This window comes from Yersinia sp. SCPM-O-B-9106 (C-191), from assembly GCF_026183365.1.
Lineage (GTDB): Bacteria > Pseudomonadota > Gammaproteobacteria > Enterobacterales > Enterobacteriaceae > Yersinia > Yersinia rochesterensis.
In genome coordinates this window covers 2,932,090-2,953,567 of record NZ_CP110791.1, presented here as the reverse complement: position 1 = coordinate 2,953,567, position 21,478 = coordinate 2,932,090, and the positions used below count along the sequence as shown (strand labels likewise).

Below are 21,478 nucleotides of genomic sequence, written 5' to 3'. Positions count from 1 at the left end.
CTCATCGGGATTTATTCGCTTGCCGCCTACCTGCAACTCCAATGACTTTGGGTATATGTCAAAAATTCTTATGCGGTCAGACGGGCAGCGTCTTGTGCGATGACCAGCTCTTCGTTGGTCGGGATAACCAGAGCCAGGCGGCTGCCATCTTTGGTGATGGTGCCGGACTTGCCAAAGCGTGCTGCCAGGTTGCGTTCGTGGTCAATTTCAAAGCCCAGCAGGCCCAGTTTGTCCAAAGTCAATTCGCGCACCATAGCTGCGTTTTCACCGATACCGCCAGTGAATACAACGGCATCCAAACGACCATCCATCAGCGCAGTGTAAGCACCGATATATTTTGCCAGGCGGTGGCAGAATACATCCATTGCACGTTTGGCATCTGCTTTGGTGTCATAGTTGTCTTCAACATAACGGCAGTCACTGGTGACTTCAGTCAGACCCAACAGGCCAGATTCTTTGGTCAACAATTTGCTGATCTGTTCCATGCTCATGCCCATGGCATCATATAGATGGAAAATGATTGCTGGATCGATATCACCACTGCGGGTACCCATGACCAGACCTTCTAGTGGCGTCAGGCCCATAGAAGTATCAACACATTTACCGTTACGAACCGCAGTGACGGAGCCGCCGTTGCCCAAATGGCAAGTGATGACGTTCAGTTCTTCCAGTGGTTTGTTCAGGGTTTTTGCTGCTTCCTGGCTCACGTAGAAGTGGCTAGTGCCGTGTGCGCCATAGCGACGGATACCGTTTTCTTTGTATAAGCTGTACGGCAGGGCGTAGAGATAAGACTCTTCCGGCATAGTCTGGTGGAAGGCAGTGTCAAAGACTGCAACATTTTTATCAGCCAGATTTGGGAAGGATTTCAATGCTTCAGCAATACCGATCAGGTGCGCTGGGTTATGCAGAGGTGCAAACGGGATGGAATCTTTGATACCCTGAATAACTTCTTCGGTAACGATAGCTGATGCAGTGAATTTCTCGCCACCATGTACAATTCGGTGACCGATAGCAGTCAACTGAGCAGAAAGCTCTGGTTTTTGTGCCAGAATAGTATTAACAATGAAATTCAGTGCTTCGCTGTGTGCTGCACCAGCACCCAATGCTGCTTCCTGTTTGCCACCATCAAGTTTCCATTTGATGCGGGCTTCCGGCAGATGGAAGCATTCGGCTAAACCAGAGAGGTGTTCTTCACCGTTGGTCGCGTCGATGATAGCAAATTTCAGGGAAGAGCTACCGCAGTTAAGAACCAGTACTAGCTTACTCGACATGGAAGTACCTATTTATAGTCGTGTCCGGCGCTTGTTTTTACATGACCGATACAAATATTGTATCAAGAGTACAAAAACAGCGAAAAACACATGGTTAATAAAACGTCAATCTGTCCAAAAGCGTAGCGCATATTGGCGTCGACATTAATGATTAACATCATGCGATAGTGAAAAAGGCATGATGATGGAAAAATCGCGCTTTAAATGTTAACGCCTGGTGGTAAAAACTTGCGCGGTTTAACAAAATTGATTTAAACGCTGTAAAAGGTTGACATATTTTGCGTCATCTTCTAGCGGCCAAAAGGCCGAGCTAGGATACCGATAGCGCCGCCTAAAAACAAAATATATTTAACAGACTAATTTTTAGTTTGTGGATTACAAAAAAATTTTAATCTTTGCTTGTGAAGTTGAGGTGAGCCATGACAACAAAACCTTCTGATTCCGTAAGTTGGTTTCAGGTACTCCAACGCGGTCAGCACTATATGAAGACCTGGCCGGCTGACAAACGTCTGGCACCGGTATTTCCGGAGAGTCGCGTGTCGACGGCGACCCGTTTTGGTATCCGTTTTATGCCGCCGCTGGCTATTTTTACGCTAACCTGGCAGATAGCGCTGGGCGGGCAATTAGGGCCAGCCATCGCCACGGCATTATTCGCCTGCGGTTTGCCTCTGCAAGGATTATGGTGGTTAGGTAAACGTGCTATTACGCCGTTACCGCCAACATTATTGCAGTGGTTCCACGAAGTGCGGAACAAGCTGGCTGAAGCTGGGCAAGCCGTTGCGCCGATTGAACAAACGCCGACTTATCAATCTCTGGCGGACGTGCTTAAACGCGCTTTTAAGCAGTTGGATAAAACGTTTCTTGATGATTTGTAAAACGAATGACGGGTTATTGTCTTTTATGATGTGTCGCGCGGCATTGTCAGGGAACTGACATTATCAGGGAAAATAGAGACTGGGGCTTTATTGGCTACCGGGGTTTTTTATGCCTCGGATCAACAGCAACGCAAAATCCCTTGTCAAATCAAAGTATGGCCTAACTCTGTATGCGATGATTTCCTCATTATTTATGTCTTAGGAGTTTAGTGATGGATATGACAAATGCCCAACGGCTGATTCTGTCGAATCAGTACAAAATGATGACCATGCTGGACCCAGAAAACGCTGAACGCTATCGCCGTCAGCAAACGATTGTCGAACGTGGCTTTGGTTTGCAGATGCGTGAACTGGACCGCGACTTTGGTGAGATGAGCGAAGAGACTTGCCGTACTATCATTAATATCATGGAGATGCATCACGCCCTGCAAGTCTCTTGGGGTAACCTGAAAGGCCAACAAGATTTAGATGAACGCCGCATTGCGTTCCTTGGTTTTGATGCTGCTACCGAATCCCGTTACCTGAGTTATGTGCGCTTTATGGTTAATACCGAAGGCCGCTATACCCATTTTGATTCAGGAACACATGGTTTTAATTCCCAAACGCCAATGTGGGACAAATACCAACGTATGCTGGCTATTTGGCAATCATGTCCGCGCCAATATCATTTGAGTGCCGTTGAGATTTCGCAAATTATTAATGCCTAAAATTATTAATGACTGATAGCGCGCAATGATCGCGACATAGGTTTACTGACGAGGATGTGCTTGTGGAGTGTAAAGGTTTTCTTTTTGATTTAGACGGGACTCTGGTTGATTCATTGCCTGCTGTTGAAAGAGCCTGGATTGGCTGGGCGCAAAGTCGCGGTATTGACCCTGTGGAAGTGCTAGGTTTTATCCATGGTAAACAAGCAATTACCTCTCTTCGCCATTTTATGCCAGGTGCAAGTGATGCTGAACTTAAAGCCGAGTTTCTGGCATTAGAACAGGTTGAAGCCCAGGACACCGATGGTGTGACCGCGCTACCGGGAGCGGTGTCGCTGCTGGAGCGGCTTAATAGCCTGTCGATTCCGTGGGCTATCGTCACTTCCGGCTCGGTGCCGGTTGCTTCTGCTCGCCGTGCTGCGGGCCACTTGCCGGAGCCAGAAGTCTTTGTGACGGCTGAACAAGTGAAACATGGCAAACCTATGCCTGATGCGTACTTGCTTGGTGCCGAACGTTTGGGGCTGGCACCAGCGGATTGTATCGTGGTGGAAGATGCTCCTGCGGGGATTCTCTCAGGGCTGGCTGCGGGTTGTCAGGTCATTGCTGTAAATGCACCAGCGGACACACCTAAACTGGATCAAGTCGATTTAGTCCTCAGTTCACTCGAGCACATTGATGTTGAAAAAACAGTGAATGGTGCAGTTGTCCGCCTGAAAGAGTGAGCATAGCAACAAAATAACCAAACTTAGGGCGCCCGATGGCGCTCTTTTTATTGTTTAGCATGACCTGAGGGGGGCTGTGCGGGGAGCAATCGGCTTTCTAGCTTGTATAAATTTAAGGGTTTAACTTGAATAATCCCACCTCGAGGCTGCGTGTAGCCAGCAGAGTTCAAAACATCATTCAGGCCCGAAACAACCAGGGTGAAGATCGAATCACAGTGTTGGCTCACGGGCATCAGCAACTCGGCCCACAGGGTATTTTCTAGTTAATTAGTCTGATAATTGACCTCAGCCTGGTGTTTTGAATCCCGGGTAATGTAAAACAAAATCCGTTGATGAAGATAACGTGCTAATAATGCTTTCGAGGTGAGGTTAGGCGCTGCGGGCAAAGAATCAGTGCGAAGATATTAATTTGCTTCGGCCTCTTCATAGGTTTACGCAGGTCATAGCGATTGATCGCCATGGAAAAACTGAAACCAATAATCAGGCATAATAAGGTTAGTGTCGCCCCCCCGAAATGACGTTGAAACTTTCGCGAGCATCGTCGTCCAGATCTCGGCCACGCCGACATAGTTCGAACACCACAATAGTACAAATGACAGTAGAAAAAGTATTATTAGATGATCTGTAATATTATCCATTAAGCCCTCCTGCCAGCACTTTTTCCGCCTGCAGTTTAGCATTGAGCTTATTAGTTTAGTTAGTGAGCTAAACCCTGCTAGCCTCAAGTATAGATAGTCAATTATTTCCGATTCCTCTATTGCCCAAAAGATGACGAGATGTTGAGCAGTAATATTTTTCAGAAAAATATAATTAATAGCATTATGGGATGGTAAGCGTATAAATTTGCAGTCATTATTGATCTCAAACAGCGGTCACCCTTGAATTTAATGCTTTACTGCCATATGCCCTTCAAACTGGATATGCGTTGGCTGCTTTCCAGCAGCTCGAATGACTTTGGGTATAGTCGGACATTTTCTTTCACTTTTTGCCAATGAGGCCATTTTGAACAGCGAACTATTGTGGGTGTTGACGCTACTTCTGATAGCTATTGTGCTGTTTACCACCAATAAACTGCGGATGGATGTCGTGGCGCTATTGGTGATTATTGCCTTTGTGATGAGCGGCACGTTGTCGTTGGGTGAGGCCACCAGCGGGTTCAGTGACCCTAATGTGATCTTGATCGCGGCATTGTTTGTGATTGGGGAGGGGTTGGTCAGAACTGGCGTTGCTTATCAAGTGGGCGATTGGTTGGTGAAAGTTGCCGGTCACAGTGAAACTAAAATGTTGGCATTGCTCATGGTGACCGTCGCCGGTTTGGGGGCCTTTATGAGCTCAACCGGGGTGGTGGCGATTTTTATCCCGGTGGTACTGAGTGTTGCTAACCGGATGAAGATTTCGCCGGGGCGATTAATGATGCCGCTGAGTTTTGCCGGGCTGATCAGTGGCATGATGACTCTGGTCGCGACCCCGCCAAACATGGTGGTTAACAGTGAGTTACTGCGCGAGGGCATCAAAGGCTTTGGTTTCTTTGGTGTCACGCCGATCGGCCTTATTATTCTACTGATGGGGGTCGGCTACATGTTAGTCGCCCGCCACTGGCTGGGTGGGAAACAGGAAAACTCAGAAAAAGAACAGCAGTGGAAACGCCGCACTTTCCGCGATCTTATTCGTGATTATAAACTCACCGGCCGTGCCCGCCGTTTGGCCATCCGCCACGATTCCCCTTTAATTGGCCGTTCTCTTGATGAGCTGCATCTTCGCGCCCGCTATGGTGCCAATGTCGTCGGGATTGAGCGCTGGAAACGTTTTCGGCGGGTTATGGTCAGTGCGACCGGCTCGTCTGAACTGCGCGAAAATGATGTTTTGCTGATTGATATGTCAGATTGCGATATGGATTTACGCGAATTTTGCACCGAGCAGATGTTAGAGCCAATGGTGCTGCGTGGCGAATATTTTTCAGAACAGGCGCGTAACGTCGGGATGGCTGAAGTTTCTCTTATTCCCGATTCCGCCCTGCTGGGAAAAAGCTTACGCGAAGTGACCTTTCGTACCCGCTATGGTTTGAATGTGGTGGGTATCCGCCGCAACGGTAAGACATTGGAAGGTAAACTGGTTGATGACAAATTGCAGTTTGGCGACATCTTATTGGTGATCGGCGACTGGAAACTTATCCGCCAATTGCAGCAAAAAACGCGTGATTTTATTGTACTGAATCTACCGGCTGAAGTTGACGAAGTCGCGCCAGCTATCTCACAAGCGCCCCATGCTTTGTTCTGTCTGGCGCTGATGGTGGCGATGATGCTGACCGACGAAGTGCCGAATGTGATTGCGGCGCTGGTGGCGTGTTTGTTGATGGGGCAATTCCGGTGTATTGATATGGAAAGTGCTTACCGCTCAATCCATTGGCCGAGTTTGATTCTGATTATCGGCATGATGCCCTTTGCGCAGGCACTACAAAAAACCGGCGGGGTAGATTTGATTGTCCGCGGGCTGATGGATGTTGCTGGTGGCATGGGGCCAAGGGTAATGTTGTTGTGCTTATTTGTGCTGTGCGCCACTATCGGGCTATTTATCTCTAATACGGCGACGGCGGTATTGATGGCACCGATTGCCATCGCCGCTGCTCGTGAGATGTCGCTTTCCCCGTATCCATTCGCGATGATTATCGGTATTGCTGCATCAGCGGCCTTTATGACGCCGGTTTCATCGCCGGTGAATACCTTGGTATTAGGCCCCGGCGGCTATAAATTTGGTGATTTTATCCGAATCGGGGTGCCGTTCACTGTATTGGTGATGATCGTGAGTGTGATGGTGGTGCCAGTGCTGTTTCCATTCTGATTGGGATGCTACAGGGTAAGAGTTGTGTTTAATTCGGTTGATATGAGATTGGTGCTCACCTTGCCCCTTGGTGCCTCAACCGCCAAAGGGGTCACAAGCGCGTGACGCCTAAAACGGGCGTCCTGCCCGTTTTCCTTGCCTATACTCTTCATTCGGCAGCTCAAATGTGCTTTTAAAAATTGACTTCAATCCAGTGAATCGAGGCTGATTTCATCCAGTGACAGGCTAAAGCTGGGGACGAAGACTTCCATAAAGTAATCCATTTCCGGGCTTTGGCGCATGGCGAGAGTTTTCTCTAACCGCGCTTTAGCTTGAATAAACTCATTATTACCGGCGGATAATTCTTCTAAACATTTTAGATAAGCGCATAGCGCATCAGCTTGTTTAACCAACGCTTTTTCTTCTTCACTATAATAATGCTCATCCAACAGACAGCGAAAATCGTGCTGTAACTCTTCTGGCAGCATTTCAATCAGTTTTTGCTGAGCGACTTTTTCTATCTTCTTGTATTCATGGGCAATCTGAGGATTGTAATACTTGATAGGGGTGGGTAAATCGCCGGTTATCACTTCACTGGCATCGTGATACATCGCCAGCAGCGCGATACGGTCAGCATTGAGATTGCCATTAAATTTTCGGTTCTTAATGATAGCCAGTGCATGAGCGACAAAGGCCACTTGCAAACTGTGCTCAGAAACGTTTTCAGTGCGAACATTGCGCATCAGTGGCCAACGATTAATCAGCTTCAAACGGGATAGGTGGGCAAAAAAGTGGCTCATGTTAATCTCAGTTTTCTGTCGGCAACTATAGGATGCCGAGATGGCTCAGTGGCGACATTATATACCCATCGTGCTTGAAGTTGCAGTGGAGTGGTTGCGCACATCTAAATCCATTGACTGATTGTTGAATTTCACTTTCTGACCATCTTGCCGGTAATACAAGTTAATTGCCCAGTAATATATAACTGATGATTCCTATAAGTTACTCTTATAAATATTCATTTCTACGGATGTAATTAAAATAATATGACCTTTTATATTATTGATCCCAGATTTATTTTTGAAAAATCATTAAATAGACTTGAATAGGTGTTAACTACAGAGCGATTATGATTTCTTTAGTCACATGAGCGACTAAATATCAACATAAACCCTCTAAACGGAGCCATCAGTACATCATGTACACCCCATGATTCCACGGGTTTAGTACAAAAGTCAGGTTGTTGTGCCTGGTACATATCAGCATGCCCAGTGATAGGAGCCGTTATAAGGATGGCCGAGAGCAATAAACCACATAGAGATATCGATTTTATATAAGTCATAATATTCACCTTGTCTATATTCTATATGCATGATGTTCATGGTATGCATGGTAAATTTGGTGTGTTGTGTCCTGTATTCTAAATATAGAATACATAGAGATTTTATCGATACTATTCAAGTCTATTAAACTCATTTATTGAATGAGTCTAACTAGTGTAGATGAGTTATTTAACTATTCCACACTCAATGTTGGGTATATTCCAAGATGATATAAAGTGAATATTTAGCTAGATAAAAATATTTATGACAAATAATATTTTGGTTAAGTCTCAATATTATTTGTCATTATCTCACTATTTATACAAGCAATTATTGGTGATAGTTTTCCAGGAAGCGCCCCAGTTTACCAACGGCCATCTCCAACTCATCCACGCGCGGTAAGGTCACAATTCGCACATGGTCGGGATACGGCCAGTTAAAGGCACTGCCTTGCACCAACAAGACTTTTTCCTGCAACAGCAGGTCCAATACCAATTTCTGATCGTCTTTCAGATTGAATTTTTTCTGATCAATGCGCGGGAACATATACAGTGCGCCCTGGGGTTTTACGCAGGAAACTCCGGGGATCTGGTTGATGAGTTCCCAGGCGCGGTCGCGTTGTTCATATAAACGCCCACCCGGTTGTATAAATTCACTGATGCTTTGATAGCCTCCCAGTGCTGTTTGGATGGCATGCTGCATTGGCACGTTGGCGCACAAGCGCATGGATGCCAGCATTTCCAAACCTTCAATGTAACCTTTGGCATGCTTCTTCGGCCCATTCAATACCATCCAGCCCTGACGGAAACCGGCAACGCGATAAGTTTTGGACAAACCATTGAAGGTCACCGTCAGTAAATCAGGTGCCAATGCGGCAATCGAATGATGCTGAGCTTCATCGTATAAAATCTTATCGTAGATTTCATCGGCAAAAATAATCAGGTCATTCTGGCGGGCGATTTCGACAATTTCCAGCAACAGCTCTTTGCTGTAGACCGCGCCTGTGGGGTTATTTGGGTTGATAATCACTATCCCGCGAGTACGGGGGGTGATTTTACTGCGGATATCATCTAAATCAGGGAACCAGCCTGATTCTTCATCACACATATAATGCACAGCTTTGCCGCTTGAAAGCGACACTGCCGCCGTCCATAACGGATAGTCCGGGGCGGGTACCAGCATTTCATCGCCAAGGTTCAACAATGCTTGCATGGATTGCACGATTAGCTCAGAAACGCCATTCCCAATGTAGATATCCTCCACTGTTAGGTCGCGCATATTGCGAGCCTGATAGTGCTGCATAATGGCTTTGCGCGCCGAATATAGGCCTTTGGAGTCGCAATAGCCCTGTGCAGTCGGCAAATTACGGATCACATCCACCAGAATTTCATCTGGTGCATCGAAACCAAACGGGGCAGGGTTGCCGATGTTCAGTTTCAGAACCTTGTTACCTTCTTCTTCAAGACGCTTAGCTTCTTTTAGCACTGGGCCACGAATGTCGTAACAGACGTTGTCCAGTTTGCTGGATTTCTCAATGGGGGACATAAAAAATTGAGCCTTTTGCTGGTAAAAGCGTGTCCTCGCGTAGAACACGGCAAGGTGTTCAATGTACTCCGACGCCGTTGATTTTTGAAGCTCTATACTCGTCATACTACAAACTGAATGTGTACTGGCTACTCTCATTACTCACCCGTTCATGGGGCTCGTCTCGTTGAGGCCGCTGCGAACAGCGTTCAATTCTGCTCCAGGCAGGTTTGTAACCCGAATTATTGACTGGCGTCAACTCAGCGGGATTTGTTCGTTTACCGCTTTCCTACAACTCGAGTTATTTAGAGTTTATATACATCGTTAATGCAAGTGGCTTCCAGGTGAAAAGTGCCGGGGTATGGCGGATGTTTTTTGTCGTCAAACCGGTCTGGTGATGTTTGATTGATGAGTTTGCCTGAAGTTTTTTCTGACAGAGTTTGGCGTCTGCGGGTATCAGCAAAAAATAGTTATCAATAAAATAAGGTCCGTTTTTTTATTGTATGAAGACAGACGGATATGGAAAATATTGGCATCCAATCACGTTGAGTTTTAATGGTTAGGATCTGAATTCAACAGTTTATATCATCATACATATATAGTGGGGCGCAGAAAGCCAGATTTGTAAATAGGAAAACTATTAAGAATGTCTAATGTTATCCTTGTAGTGGCTTATCGATTGTTAAATGTTAATGTTTGAAATTACTAAATTAAATAAAAAAATCAGCCAAGAAAATATTGATGTTTTTAATATTTTATGGAGGGTAAATCTGGATGATTTATTTAAAGTGGGTTTTTTCCGCTTTATAAATGTTTCAAAAAATCAGAGTTTCTAAAGGAAAAAATCTTCATTTATCGAAGATTTAGCGAATTTTTATGATCATATCCACAAACAAATACAGAGTTTCGCCAATAGTTTTTTTAAAAAGAGATAGCGGTAACGAAATATAAGTAAATTTTTTGCCCTACTCTAATGAGTGGGGTACTGTCATACTTAGCGTTGTTCCTTATTGATGGCGCTAATACTTAAACACCAGGGTAGTTTGTAATTAGAATTCAAAAAAGTGAAGAATACACTATGACAAATGCAAATCGTCCGATAATTAATCTCGACCTCGATCTGCTTAGAACCTTTGTAGCTGTTGCTGACTTGAATACTTTTGCCTCTGCTGCGGCAGCGGTTTGTCGAACTCAATCAGCAGTTAGCCAACAAATGCAACGGTTAGAACAGTTGGTTGGTAAGGAGTTATTTGCCCGTCACGGGCGTAACAAATTACTCACTGAACATGGTCTCCAGTTACTTGGCTATGCTAGAAAAATATTACGTTTCAACGATGAAGCTTGTACGTCGCTGATGTATAGCAATGTAGAAGGGTCACTTATTATCGGCGCATCTGATGATACTGCCGATACACTGTTGCCTTTCCTGCTAAACCGAGTGGCGACGCTCTATCCTCGACTGGCTATCGATGTGCGGGTAAAACGTAGCCCACTCATTGCTGACATGCTGAGTCATGGCGAAGTTGACCTGGCTATTACCACCGCTAAGGTCGACAACCACCCTCATGTGATTTTAAGAACATCACCGACGCTTTGGTATTGTTCTGCCGATTATCAGTTCCAGCCCGGCGAATCAGTACCTTTAGTCGTTATGGATGAGCCAAGTCCATTCCGTGATATGGCAATAGAGTATTTGACCAGAGCCGGTATAGCATGGCGTATTGCCTATGTTGCCTCTTCACTTTCTGCCATCCGTGCAGCAGTGAGAGCAGGGCTGGGTGTGACCGCCAGACCGATAGAGATGATGAGCCCTGATTTGCGCGTATTGGGTGAAATAGAAGGGCTACCTCGCCTGCCTGAAACCCATTATTCATTATGCAAAGTCAGTGGGTGCGGTAATGAATTGGCCTTGGCCATTTTCGACGCTATGCAGACTGGTCATCAACATGGTTTGCAGTCCGGTGTGGATTTAATGCTTAATTCTGATTATGTAATAGACGATCAAAATTAAGTTTCTGTTTACATAAATTATCATAAGCCCCTTATTTTAGGGGCTTTTTTTATTTTCATTTTTATGAAAACCCCTTTTTTATCACTTTAAGTTTAATTTCATGAGTAAAACGTCGTTTTATTTTACTTATAGAGGTTTTTCTGCCACGGACAACAGTCATAAGCCTTATTAAATTAGTGGTTAATATCGCTTTTTTTATTAAAAATGTATTTTTTAATAAAACACCGTTTCATTTATTTTAAATAAACAAATGAAACTTTTCGTGCCGAATATTTATGAAATAACACTCAAAACGTGTTCTGGATCAAAAAAATACCCCTAGCTAGTGAGTGGAAGAACCGGTTATTCCTGAGACAATGGTATAGTTATAACGAAACATCCACATTGGTTTATATGTGTATGTTCTGACTTAACAAATTACTGACTCGATTTAGCTTACAGGTTCGCACCAATTGTTAAGTAAGATCGTGCGTTTGTAAATTAATCTGTAGTTACTTTTGTCAAAGTTGACAAAAGGTTACTGAAAGGAGTAAAAAGCCCACAGTAAAACACTGGCTAAACAGTTGTAAAGACAGTGTGTTTTGTGTGGTTTTTATCCTTCCCTTTGAATCGATGTGGTGCACTAACTGCCAACACAAGAGCAGGATGTTCGACGCCACTTTTGATGAGTAAGCAATGAGTATGTCAACAACCACTGAAGTTATCGCTCATCATTGGGCGTTTGCTGTATTCCTGATCGGCGCTATCGGGCTGTGCGGTTTGATGCTGCTAGGTGCGTTCTTTCTGGGCGGGAGAGCTCGGGCCCGCGCCAAAAACGTCCCTTATGAGTCGGGTATTGATTCAGTAGGCTCCGCGCGCATGCGCCTGTCTGCTAAATTTTACCTGGTCGCGATGTTCTTTGTTATTTTCGATGTTGAAGCCTTGTATCTGTATGCGTGGTCAATCTCTATCCGAGAGAGTGGCTGGATAGGCTTTATCGAAGCAACCATTTTCATTTTGGTGCTCTTGGCTGGTTTGGTTTATCTGGTGCGTATTGGCGCTCTAGATTGGACTCCTACGCGTTCTAACCGCCGCGTGAGCAAACCGAGCATAGTCAGATACGCCAGCAGTCATCCGCAAGATATACCCAAAGAAATTGATGTTGCAGGTCGGCAGCAAGCGAGCGAACCCCGATAAGCTTACCTAGGTAAACTTATCAGGTGAGGGCGCACAGCTAACCACCCTGTGGCTTCAAGTACAAAAGGTATAGTGGTCAATAAATACAGCGAGGCATTAACATGGACTATACGCTCACCCGCATAGACCCTAACGGTGAGAATGACCGTTACCCCCTGCAAACTCAGGAAACCGTCAGCGGCGATCCTCTCGAGCAACATGTCCACCGTAGTGTTTACATGGGTAAACTTGAGCATGCCATGCATGACATGGTGAACTGGGGGCGTAAGAACTCTCTTTGGCCGTATAACTTCGGTCTTTCCTGTTGTTATGTCGAGATGGTGACCTCGTTCACTGCCGTACATGACGTGGCACGTTTCGGTGCCGAAGTATTGCGTGCCTCCCCGCGCCAGGCCGATTTCATGGTCGTGGCCGGTACCTGCTTTACTAAAATGGCCCCAGTTATTCAGCGTTTGTATGAACAAATGCTAGAACCAAAATGGGTCATTTCCATGGGTGCCTGTGCCAACTCCGGCGGCATGTACGATATCTATTCTGTAGTACAAGGTGTGGATAAATTCCTGCCAGTAGATGTGTACATCCCTGGCTGTCCACCGCGCCCAGAAGCCTATATGCAAGCATTGTTGTTGCTACAGGAATCTATCGGTAAAGAGCGCCGTCCTCTCTCTTGGGTTGTGGGTGATCAAGGTGTTTATCGCGCCAATATGCAGCCAGAAAGAGAACGTAAGCATGCTGAACGAATTGCAGTAACTAACCTGCGTACACCTGACGAAATCTAATATTGCCTTTAGGCGCAAGATTTTGGTGCGTAAGTGATTTGTTTTTGGAGAGACCCGTTTTTCTTCCAGAACATGTGTGCGGCAAATAACCACAAAATGACACATTCAGTGTGGTGAAAAAACAGTGTGGTGAATAAATAATGACCGATTTAACGACGTCCGACAGCACCCAGCCAGCATGGCAGACCCGAGACCATCTTGATGACCCGGTGATTGGTGAACTGTCGAACCGTTTTGGGCCAGAGGCCTTTGTTGTTCAAGCCACTCGTACCGGTATGCCCGTGGTATGGGTGAAGCGTGAACAATTGCTGGAAGTAATGACGTTCCTGAGAAAACAACCGAAGCCGTATGTCATGCTGTTTGACCTGCATGGTGTAGATGAGCGCCTTCGTACTCACCGCCAGGGTCTCCCTGCTGCGGATTTTTCTGTTTTCTATCATCTGCTTTCCATCGAGCGCAACCGCGACATCATGCTGAAAGTGGCACTGTCTGAAAAAGACTTGCACGTGTCCACAGCGACCAAGATTTTCCCTAATGCCAACTGGTATGAGCGCGAAACTTGGGAAATGTTCGGTATTACCTTTGATGGTCACCCGCATCTGACGCGCATCATGATGCCGCAGAGCTGGGAAGGCCACCCGCTGCGAAAAGACTATCCCGCTCGTGCTACCGAGTTTGATCCCTTTGTGCTGACCAAGCAGAAAGAAGATCTAGAAATGGAGTCACTGACTTTCAAACCTGAAGATTGGGGTATGAAGCGCGGGACCGAAAACGAGGACTTTATGTTCCTTAACCTCGGCCCAAACCACCCCTCTTCACACGGTGCGTTCCGTATCGTGTTGCAGCTTGATGGTGAAGAGATTGTCGACTGTGTGCCGGATGTAGGTTACCACCACCGTGGTGCGGAGAAGATGGGCGAGCGCCAGTCTTGGCACAGCTACATTCCTTATACCGACCGTATTGAATACCTTGGCGGCTGTGTTAACGAAATGCCTTACGTGCTGGCAGTTGAAAAACTGGCGGGCATTGAAGTGCCGGATCGCGTTAAAACCATCCGCGTTATGCTGTCCGAGTTATTCCGTATCAACAGTCACTTACTGTACATCAGTACTTTCATCCAAGACGTCGGTGCAATGACGCCGGTGTTCTTTGCCTTTACCGATCGGCAGAAAGTATACGATTTAGTGGAAGCAATCACTGGTTTCCGTATGCACCCGGCTTGGTTCCGTATTGGCGGTGTTGCACATGACCTGCCGCGTGGCTGGGAACGTTTGCTGCGTGACTTCCTTGACTGGATGCCAAAACGCCTTGATTCCTACGTCAAAGCTGCATTGCAGAACAGTATCCTGAAAGGGCGTTCTATCGGTGTTGCTGCCTACAATTCCAAAGAAGCATTGGAATGGGGTGTGACCGGTGCTGGCTTGCGTGCTACTGGCGTTGAGTTTGATGTGCGTAAATGGCGTCCATACTCCGGCTACGAAAACTTTGATTTCGAAGTGCCAGTCGGCAACAACGGCGACTGTTATGACCGCGTGATGTTGAAAGTGGAGGAATTGCGTCAAAGCCTGCGCATTCTGGAGCAATGTTATAAAAACATGCCAGAAGGCCCATTCAAGGCCGACCACCCACTCACGACTCCGCCACCGAAAGAACGTACGCTTCAACATATCGAAACGCTGATTACTCACTTCCTGCAAGTTTCATGGGGTCCAGTGATGCCAGCTAACGAATCATTCCAAATGGTTGAAGCGACCAAAGGGATCAACAGCTACTATCTGACCAGTGACGCCAGCACCATGAGCTATCGCACTCGGATACGCACGCCAAGCTATGCCCATTTGCAGCAGATCCCATCGGTTATCCGTGGCAGCCTGGTATCTGACCTGATCGTCTATCTGGGCAGTATCGATTTTGTAATGTCTGATGTGGACCGCTAATTATGAGTGATCAAAAAGAGACTCAGGTGAGTAACGAAAGCCAAAATGTGGCGAATCTGGCAGTCAATGCGGCTGAACCAGCCATCACAGCTGAAGTTTTCGAATTGAGCGCTGAAGAACGTGATGCTATCGAACATGAAAAGCACCATTACGAAGATGCCCGCGCCGCGTCGATAGAAGCACTGAAAATTGTGCAGAAACAACGCGGTTGGGTACCGGATGGGGCGATTCATGCCATTGCTGAAGTGCTGGGTATCCCGGCCAGTGATGTTGAAGGTGTCGCGACATTCTACAGCCAGATCTTCCGCCAACCTGTTGGACGCCATGTGATCCGTTACTGTGACAGCGTGGTGTGCCACATCACCGGTTATCAGGGGATCCAAGCCGCGATTTCGAAAAAACTCAGCATTCAGCCAGGTCAGACGACCTTTGATGGCCGTTTTACACTGCTGCCAACTTGCTGCTTGGGTAACTGTGATCGTGGCCCGACCATGATGATCGACGACGATACACACAGCCACCTGAAACCTGAAGATATTGAGAAGTTACTGGAGCAATATCCATGACAATTAATTCAGGTCTTACCAAAGCCACGGGGTTTCATAAAGAGATTATTCGCACGCCGGAAATGCACCCGCTGACCTGGCGTTTGCGCGATGACAAACAACCCGTATGGTTGGATGAATATCGCAGCAAAAACGGCTATGTCGGTGCTGAAAAAGCCTTAAAAGGCATGGCTGCACCTGATGTTGTTAGCTTGGTCAAAGACGCGGGTCTGAAAGGGCGTGGCGGTGCGGGCTTTTCCACGGGTTTGAAGTGGAGCTTGATGCCAAAAGACGAAAGCATGAACATCCGCTATCTGCTGTGTAACGCCGATGAGATGGAACCGGGTACCTATAAAGACCGCCTGCTGATGGAGCAATTGCCGCATCTGCTGGTGGAAGGGATGCTTATCAGTGCGTTTGCGCTGAAAGCTTACCGCGGTTACATCTTCCTGCGTGGCGAATATATCGAGGCCGCCGTTCACTTGCGCCGTGCGATTGCCGAGGCCACTGAAGCGGGACTGCTTGGCAAAAACATCATGGGCAGCGGCTTTGATTTTGAGCTGATTGTTCATACTGGGGCTGGGCGTTATATCTGCGGTGAAGAAACCGCATTGATTAACTCGCTGGAAGGCCGCCGTGCCAACCCACGTTCCAAGCCGCCTTTCCCCGCATCTTCTGGTGTTTGGGGGAAACCAACTTGCGTGAATAACGTGGAAACTCTGTGTAACGTTCCGGCCATTCTTGAGCATGGTGTGGAGTGGTATCAGGGGATTACCGCCGGTAAAAGTAACGATGCCGGTACCAAACTGATGGGCTTCTCCGGTCGGGTGAAAAATCCGGGTTTGTGGGAATTGCCATTTGGTATCAGCGCCCGTGAAATTCTGGAAGATTATGCCGGTGGCATGCGCGATGGCTTGAAATTTAAAGCCTGGCAGCCGGGTGGTGCGGGCACTGACTTCCTGACCGCCGACCACCTGGATTTGCCGATGGACTTCGAAAATATTGCTAAAGCGGGCAGTCGTTTAGGGACTGCGTTAGCAATGGCCGTCGACCACGAAATCGGTATGGTGCCGTTGGTGCGTAATCTGGAAGAGTTTTTCGCCCGTGAATCCTGTGGCTGGTGTACGCCTTGCCGCGATGGTTTGCCATGGAGCGTGAAGATCCTGCGAGCACTGGAGCGCGGTGAAGGTCAGCCGGGCGACATCGAGACGCTGGAACAGCTTTGCCGTTTCTTGGGGCCGGGTAAAACCTTCTGTGCTCACGCGCCGGGCGCGGTTGAACCACTACAAAGCGCGATCAAATATTTCCGGGAAGAATTCGAAGCCGGGATCGCAGCGAAAGACTATGGCAACACCCAAGCCATAGCCGGTATTCAACCGAATAACCTATTGAAGCAACGTTGGTAGCCCTGATGAATGCATCTGTCCCGTTTATCCGGAACCGGTCATTCATCCCGCCAGAATTTTTGATTAACGCTTGCCTTATGGCAAGCCACTTGGAAGCATGCTGACTATGGCTACGATTCATGTAGACGGCAAAGAATACGACGTAAACGGGGCCGACAACCTGTTACAAGCTTGTCTCTCCCTGGGACTCGATATTCCTTACTTTTGCTGGCATCCGGCGCTGGGAAGCGTCGGCGCTTGCCGCCAATGTGCGGTAAAGCAATACCAAAACGCGGACGACACTCGTGGGCGTTTGGTGATGTCTTGTATGACGCCAGCCACCGATGGAACCTTTATTTCCATTGATGACGGCGAAGCCAAAGCGTTCCGCGCGAGTGTGGTTGAATGGTTGATGACAAACCATCCGCACGATTGCCCGGTCTGTGAAGAAGGGGGTAACTGTCATCTACAAGATATGACAGTGATGACCGGCCACAGTTTCCGCCGCTATCGCTTTAGCAAACGGACTCACCAAAATCAGGATCTCGGCCCGTTCATTTCCCATGAAATGAACCGCTGTATCGCCTGTTATCGCTGTGTGCGTTACTACAAAGATTATGCTGATGGCACTGACTTTGGCGTCTACGGTGCGCACGATAATGTCTACTTTGGTCGCACCGAGAGCGGCACGCTGGAAAGCGAGTTCTCCGGTAACCTGGTAGAAGTGTGCCCGACCGGCGTATTCACCGATAAAACCCATTCCGAGCGTTATAACCGTAAATGGGATATGCAGTTCGCGCCAAGTATCTGCCAACAGTGCAGCGTGGGGTGTAACACCAGCCCAGGCGAGCGCTATGGTGAATTACGCCGTATCGAAAACCGTTACAACGGCAGCGTGAACCACTACTTTATGTGTGACCGCGGCCGTTTTGGTTATGGCTACGTCAACCGCAAAGACCGCCCACGTCAGCCGCTGCAATTGCGTGGCAATGACTGGATCCACCTGAACGCTGAACAGGCGATGCCCGCTGCTGCAGATATTCTGCGTCAGGCGAAGAAAACCATCGGTATCGGTTCACCACGCGCCAGTTTGGAAAGCAACTTTGCGCTGCGCGAATTGGTCGGCGCGGAAAACTTCTATACCGGTATCGCCGCAAGCGAGCAACAACGCCTGCAATTGATGCTGAAAGTTCTGCAAGAAGGCGGAGTTTATACGCCGTCACTGCGCGAAATTGAAAGTTATGATGCGGTACTGATTCTGGGCGAAGATTTGACTCAGACCGGCGCACGTATCGCGCTGTCTGTCCGTCAGGCGGTGAAAGGCAAAGCCCGTGAAATGGCCGCAGCACAAAAAGTGGCTGACTGGCAGATTGCCGCCATTATGAACATTGGCCAGCATGCCAAACATCCGCTGTTTATCACTAACGTTGATAACACTCGCATGGATGACATCGCGGCGTGGAACTACCGTGCGCCGGTGGATGATCAGGCCCGGTTAGGTTTTGCCATTGCTCATGCATTGGATGAATCCGCGCCAGCAGTGGATGACTTAGCGAAAGAGCTGAAAGGTAAAGTGGATATCATCGTGCAGGCGCTAGCCGGTGCGAAGAAGCCACTGATTATTACCGGCAGCAATGCGGGCAGCGATGCCATCATTGAAGCCGCAGCTAACGTGGCGAAAGCTCTGAAAGGCCGTGGTTCTGACGTCGGTATTACTTTTGTCGCCAGTGCGGCTAACAGCATGGGCCTGACCATGATCGGCGGCGGCTCTCTGGATCAAGCGCTGGAGTTGTTGACTCAAGGTGACGCTGATAGCGTTATCGTGATGGAAAACGATCTCTATCGCCATGCAGCGCAAGACAAAGTTGATGCGGCGCTGGATAAAGTCGCCAACCTGATTGTGGTTGATCATCAGCGCACCGCCATCATGGACAAAGCGAACTTGATTTTGTCAGCAGCTAGCTTTGCTGAAAGTGACGGGACGCTGGTCAATCAGGAGGGCCGCGCTCAGCGCTTCTTCCAGGTTTATGACCCAACCTATTATGACGACCCGAAAAAACCGGAAAACAACAGCATCATGCTGGAAAGCTGGCGTTGGTTGCACTCGCTGCACTCAACTTACACCAGCCGCCATGTGGACTGGACACAACTTGATCACGTGATTGCAGCCTGTGTTGCCGCATTGCCGCAGTTGGAAGGGATTGTTGAAGCCGCGCCGGATGCCACTTTCCGTATCCGTGGTCAGAAACTGGCGCGTTCTCCTATTCGTTACAGTGGCCGTACTGCCATGCGCGCGGATATCAGTGTGCACGAACCGCGCCAACCGCAGGATATCGACACGCCGTTTGCCTTCTCAATGGAGGGGAACAACAGCCCACTGGCTGACCGCCAGCAGATCCCATTTGCCTGGGCACCGGGTTGGAACTCACCGCAAGCATGGAATAAATTCCAGGCGGAAGTGGGTGGCAGTCTGCGCTTTGGTGATCCGGGTGTGCGTCTGATTGAAGCAGGGGAGGGAACACTGGGTTACTTCGATTCAGTCCCACCGGCCTTTACCGCCAATGCTGAAAACTGGCAAATTGCCCCTTACTACCACCTGTTCGGTAGTGAAGAGATGTCTCAGCGTTCAGATGTCATCCAGCAGCGCATGCCAGCACCTTATGTGATGGTCAATCCTGCTGATGCCGCGCGTCTCGGGGTTAATCTCGGGACGTTGGTGGAATTCAACTGCGCAGGTCAGACTCTGCGTCTGCCAGTGCGACTGAGTGAAACCTTGGCTCAGGGTCAGGTCGGCTTGCCGCTTGGCTTACCGGGTATTCCGCCAATTATGGTGGGTGCGCGCGTTGAGAATCTGCGGGAGGCAGTGCTATGAGCTGGTTTACCCCTGAATTGATTGAGATTTTAATCTCTGTCCTGAAAGCGGTAGTGATTCTGCTGGTCGTGGTGACTTGCGGTGCATTTATGAGCTTCGGCGAGCGCCGCTTGCTGGGCTTGTTCCAGAACCGTTACGGACCAAACCGTGTCGGCTGGGGCGGGTCATTGCAGCTGGTTGCTGACATGATCAAAATGTTCTTCAAAGAAGACTGGGTACCGCGCTTCTCCGACCGAGCTATTTTTACCTTAGCCCCGGTGATTGCTTTTACCTCGCTGCTGCTGTCTTTCGCCATCGTCCCGGTCAGCCCGACCTGGGCGGTTGCAGACCTTAATATCGGCATTTTGTTCTTCCTGATGATGGCGGGGCTGGCGGTCTACGCCGTGCTGTTCGCCGGCTGGGCCAGTAATAACAAATATTCTCTGTTAGGGGCGATGCGTGCTTCGGCACAAACCCTGAGCTACGAAGTGTTCCTCGGCTTGTCCTTGATGGGCGTGGTCGCGCAGGCTGGCTCATTTAACATGCAGGATATTGTTAACTCTCAGGAACACGTCTGGAATGTTATCCCGCAATTCTTTGGTTTCTTGACCTTTGCTATTGCGGGGGTGGCAGTTTGTCACCGTCATCCCTTTGACCAGCCAGAAGCTGAACAAGAACTGGCCGATGGTTACCACATTGAATATTCCGGTATGAAATTCGGTCTGTTCTTCGTTGGTGAATATATCGGTATCGTGACTGTCTCTGCACTGATAGTCACCTTGTTCTTCGGTGGTTGGCAAGGCCCGTTCTTGCCGCCATTTATCTGGTTTGCGCTGAAAACGGCTTTCTTCATGGTGATGTTCATTCTGATCCGTGCATCCTTGCCGCGCCCACGTTATGACCAAGTGATGTCATTCGGCTGGAAAGTTTGCCTGCCGTTGACCCTGCTGAATCTGCTGGCGACTGCCGCGGTCATTTTGTATAACGCTCAATAAGGGGTGAATGAACCATGACGTTGAAAGAGTTAGTGGTTGGTTTCGGCACCCAAGTGCGCAGCCTGTGGATGATTGGCCTTCATGCCTTCCACAAGCGCGAAACCCAAATGTATCCGGAAGAGCCGGTTTACCTGCCGCCGCGCTATCGTGGCCGCATTGTGCTGACGCGCGACCCCGACGGTGAAGAGCGCTGTGTTGCTTGTAACCTGTGTGCGGTTGCCTGCCCGGTTGGCTGTATCTCATTACAGAAAGCTGAGCACAAAGATGGTCGCTGGTATCCGGAGTTCTTCCGTATCAACTTCTCCCGCTGCATTTTCTGTGGATTGTGTGAAGAAGCTTGCCCGACTACCGCTATCCAGCTGACGCCGGATTTCGAAATGGGTGAGTTCAAACGCCAGGATCTGGTGTATGAGAAAGAAGACTTGTTGATCTCGGGGCCGGGTAAATATCCGGAATATAATTTCTACCGGATGTCCGGTATGGCGATTGACGGCAAGCCGAAAGGCGAAGCCGAAAATGAAGCCAAACCGATCGACGTTAAAGGTCTGATGCCTTAGGAGCCAG

General features: G+C 48.3%; 16 protein-coding genes. 13 read left to right on the top strand and 3 right to left on the bottom strand.

What is annotated here, in order from left to right; all coding sequences use genetic code 11:
• Window positions 1-68: 68 nt before the first annotated feature.
• Complete coding sequence (gene ackA, locus OP863_RS13460; RefSeq protein ID WP_038631801.1) at window positions 69-1,271, bottom strand: acetate kinase; 1,203 nt, start codon at window positions 1,269-1,271, stop codon at window positions 69-71.
• Between the two features lie 419 nt (window positions 1,272-1,690).
• Between ackA and yfbV the strand changes: the two genes are divergently transcribed.
• The 4 genes from yfbV to OP863_RS13435 all read left to right on the top strand — a co-directional run bounded on the left by yfbV (window position 1,691) and on the right by OP863_RS13435 (window position 6,410).
• Complete coding sequence (gene yfbV, locus OP863_RS13455; RefSeq protein WP_265525397.1) at window positions 1,691-2,146, top strand: terminus macrodomain insulation protein YfbV; 456 nt, start codon at window positions 1,691-1,693, stop codon at window positions 2,144-2,146.
• Window positions 2,147-2,358: 212 nt separating this feature from the next.
• Window positions 2,359-2,853, top strand: a complete 495-nt coding sequence (locus tag OP863_RS13450; RefSeq protein WP_038631805.1) for a YfbU family protein — start codon at window positions 2,359-2,361, stop codon at window positions 2,851-2,853.
• Window positions 2,854-2,915: 62 nt separating this feature from the next.
• Window positions 2,916-3,572: a sugar phosphatase gene (locus tag OP863_RS13445; RefSeq protein WP_038631807.1), complete on the top strand. Its 657-nt coding sequence runs from the start codon at window positions 2,916-2,918 to the stop codon at window positions 3,570-3,572.
• A gap of 1,002 nt (window positions 3,573-4,574) precedes the next feature.
• Entirely contained in the window at window positions 4,575-6,410 is a 1,836-nt protein-coding gene (locus OP863_RS13435; RefSeq protein WP_038639414.1) for an SLC13 family permease, read from the top strand.
• Between the two features lie 185 nt (window positions 6,411-6,595).
• Here OP863_RS13435 and yfbR read toward each other — a convergent pair whose 3' ends face one another.
• Window positions 6,596-7,189, bottom strand: coding sequence for a 5'-deoxynucleotidase (yfbR, locus tag OP863_RS13430; protein ID WP_038631811.1), 594 nt, complete (start codon window positions 7,187-7,189; stop codon window positions 6,596-6,598).
• An 852-nt stretch (window positions 7,190-8,041) separates the two neighbouring features.
• A complete protein-coding gene (locus OP863_RS13425) occupies window positions 8,042-9,256 on the bottom strand; it encodes a pyridoxal phosphate-dependent aminotransferase (protein WP_038631813.1) in 1,215 nt (404 codons plus the stop codon).
• A 1,057-nt stretch (window positions 9,257-10,313) separates the two neighbouring features.
• On the opposite strand from OP863_RS13425, the gene rovM reads away from it, so the two are divergent.
• The 9 genes from rovM (at window position 10,314) to nuoI (ending at window position 21,471) form a co-directional block, all read left to right on the top strand.
• Window positions 10,314-11,246, top strand: a complete 933-nt coding sequence (gene rovM / locus OP863_RS13420) for a virulence transcriptional regulator RovM (RefSeq protein ID WP_145587813.1) — start codon at window positions 10,314-10,316, stop codon at window positions 11,244-11,246.
• 675 nt (window positions 11,247-11,921) lie between these two features.
• Window positions 11,922-12,422, top strand: coding sequence for an NADH-quinone oxidoreductase subunit NuoA (nuoA, locus tag OP863_RS13415; protein WP_038631817.1), 501 nt, complete (start codon window positions 11,922-11,924; stop codon window positions 12,420-12,422).
• A gap of 101 nt (window positions 12,423-12,523) precedes the next feature.
• Entirely contained in the window at window positions 12,524-13,201 is a 678-nt protein-coding gene (locus OP863_RS13410) for a NuoB/complex I 20 kDa subunit family protein (protein WP_038631819.1), read from the top strand.
• Between the two features lie 140 nt (window positions 13,202-13,341).
• Window positions 13,342-15,138, top strand: a complete 1,797-nt coding sequence (gene nuoC, locus OP863_RS13405; RefSeq protein ID WP_038631820.1) for an NADH-quinone oxidoreductase subunit C/D — start codon at window positions 13,342-13,344, stop codon at window positions 15,136-15,138.
• Between the two features lie 2 nt (window positions 15,139-15,140).
• The gene (nuoE, locus tag OP863_RS13400; RefSeq protein WP_038631822.1) at window positions 15,141-15,704 is read left to right on the top strand and encodes an NADH-quinone oxidoreductase subunit NuoE; all 564 of its coding nucleotides are present in this window, start codon (window positions 15,141-15,143) and stop codon (window positions 15,702-15,704) included.
• Window positions 15,701-17,089: an NADH-quinone oxidoreductase subunit NuoF gene (gene nuoF / locus OP863_RS13395; protein ID WP_071841791.1), complete on the top strand. Its 1,389-nt coding sequence runs from the start codon at window positions 15,701-15,703 to the stop codon at window positions 17,087-17,089. Before nuoE ends, nuoF begins: the two co-directional genes overlap by 4 nt.
• Before the next feature lie 106 nt (window positions 17,090-17,195).
• A complete protein-coding gene (gene nuoG, locus OP863_RS13390; protein ID WP_145587811.1) occupies window positions 17,196-19,940 on the top strand; it encodes an NADH-quinone oxidoreductase subunit NuoG in 2,745 nt (914 codons plus the stop codon).
• A complete protein-coding gene (gene nuoH / locus OP863_RS13385; RefSeq protein ID WP_002210274.1) occupies window positions 19,937-20,914 on the top strand; it encodes an NADH-quinone oxidoreductase subunit NuoH in 978 nt (325 codons plus the stop codon). The genes nuoG and nuoH overlap by 4 nt, the downstream gene beginning before the upstream one ends.
• 14 nt (window positions 20,915-20,928) lie before the next feature.
• Window positions 20,929-21,471 (top strand): NADH-quinone oxidoreductase subunit NuoI, encoded by a 543-nt coding sequence (gene nuoI / locus OP863_RS13380; protein ID WP_038631826.1) that lies wholly within the window; start codon window positions 20,929-20,931, stop codon window positions 21,469-21,471.
• Window positions 21,472-21,478 lie beyond the last annotated feature (7 nt).

Excerpts from the sequence above, each read along its gene's own strand:
- yfbV (WP_265525397.1), top strand. The coding sequence starts at position 1,691 with ATGACAACAAAACCTTCTGATTCCGTAAGTTGGTTTCAGGTACTCCAA.
- nuoE (WP_038631822.1), top strand. The coding sequence starts at position 15,141 with ATGAGTGATCAAAAAGAGACTCAGGTGAGTAACGAAAGCCAAAATGTG.
- OP863_RS13425 (WP_038631813.1), bottom strand. The coding sequence starts at position 9,256 with ATGTCCCCCATTGAGAAATCCAGCAAACTGGACAACGTCTGTTACGAC.
- nuoC (WP_038631820.1), top strand. The coding sequence starts at position 13,342 with ATGACCGATTTAACGACGTCCGACAGCACCCAGCCAGCATGGCAGACC.
- yfbR (WP_038631811.1), bottom strand. The coding sequence starts at position 7,189 with ATGAGCCACTTTTTTGCCCACCTATCCCGTTTGAAGCTGATTAATCGT.
- nuoI (WP_038631826.1), top strand. The coding sequence starts at position 20,929 with ATGACGTTGAAAGAGTTAGTGGTTGGTTTCGGCACCCAAGTGCGCAGC.
- OP863_RS13450 (WP_038631805.1), top strand. The coding sequence starts at position 2,359 with ATGGATATGACAAATGCCCAACGGCTGATTCTGTCGAATCAGTACAAA.
- nuoF (WP_071841791.1), top strand. The coding sequence starts at position 15,701 with ATGACAATTAATTCAGGTCTTACCAAAGCCACGGGGTTTCATAAAGAG.
- nuoH (WP_002210274.1), top strand. The coding sequence starts at position 19,937 with ATGAGCTGGTTTACCCCTGAATTGATTGAGATTTTAATCTCTGTCCTG.
- OP863_RS13410 (WP_038631819.1), top strand. The coding sequence starts at position 12,524 with ATGGACTATACGCTCACCCGCATAGACCCTAACGGTGAGAATGACCGT.
- nuoG (WP_145587811.1), top strand. The coding sequence starts at position 17,196 with ATGGCTACGATTCATGTAGACGGCAAAGAATACGACGTAAACGGGGCC.
- ackA (WP_038631801.1), bottom strand. The coding sequence starts at position 1,271 with ATGTCGAGTAAGCTAGTACTGGTTCTTAACTGCGGTAGCTCTTCCCTG.
- rovM (WP_145587813.1), top strand. The coding sequence starts at position 10,314 with ATGACAAATGCAAATCGTCCGATAATTAATCTCGACCTCGATCTGCTT.
- nuoA (WP_038631817.1), top strand. The coding sequence starts at position 11,922 with ATGAGTATGTCAACAACCACTGAAGTTATCGCTCATCATTGGGCGTTT.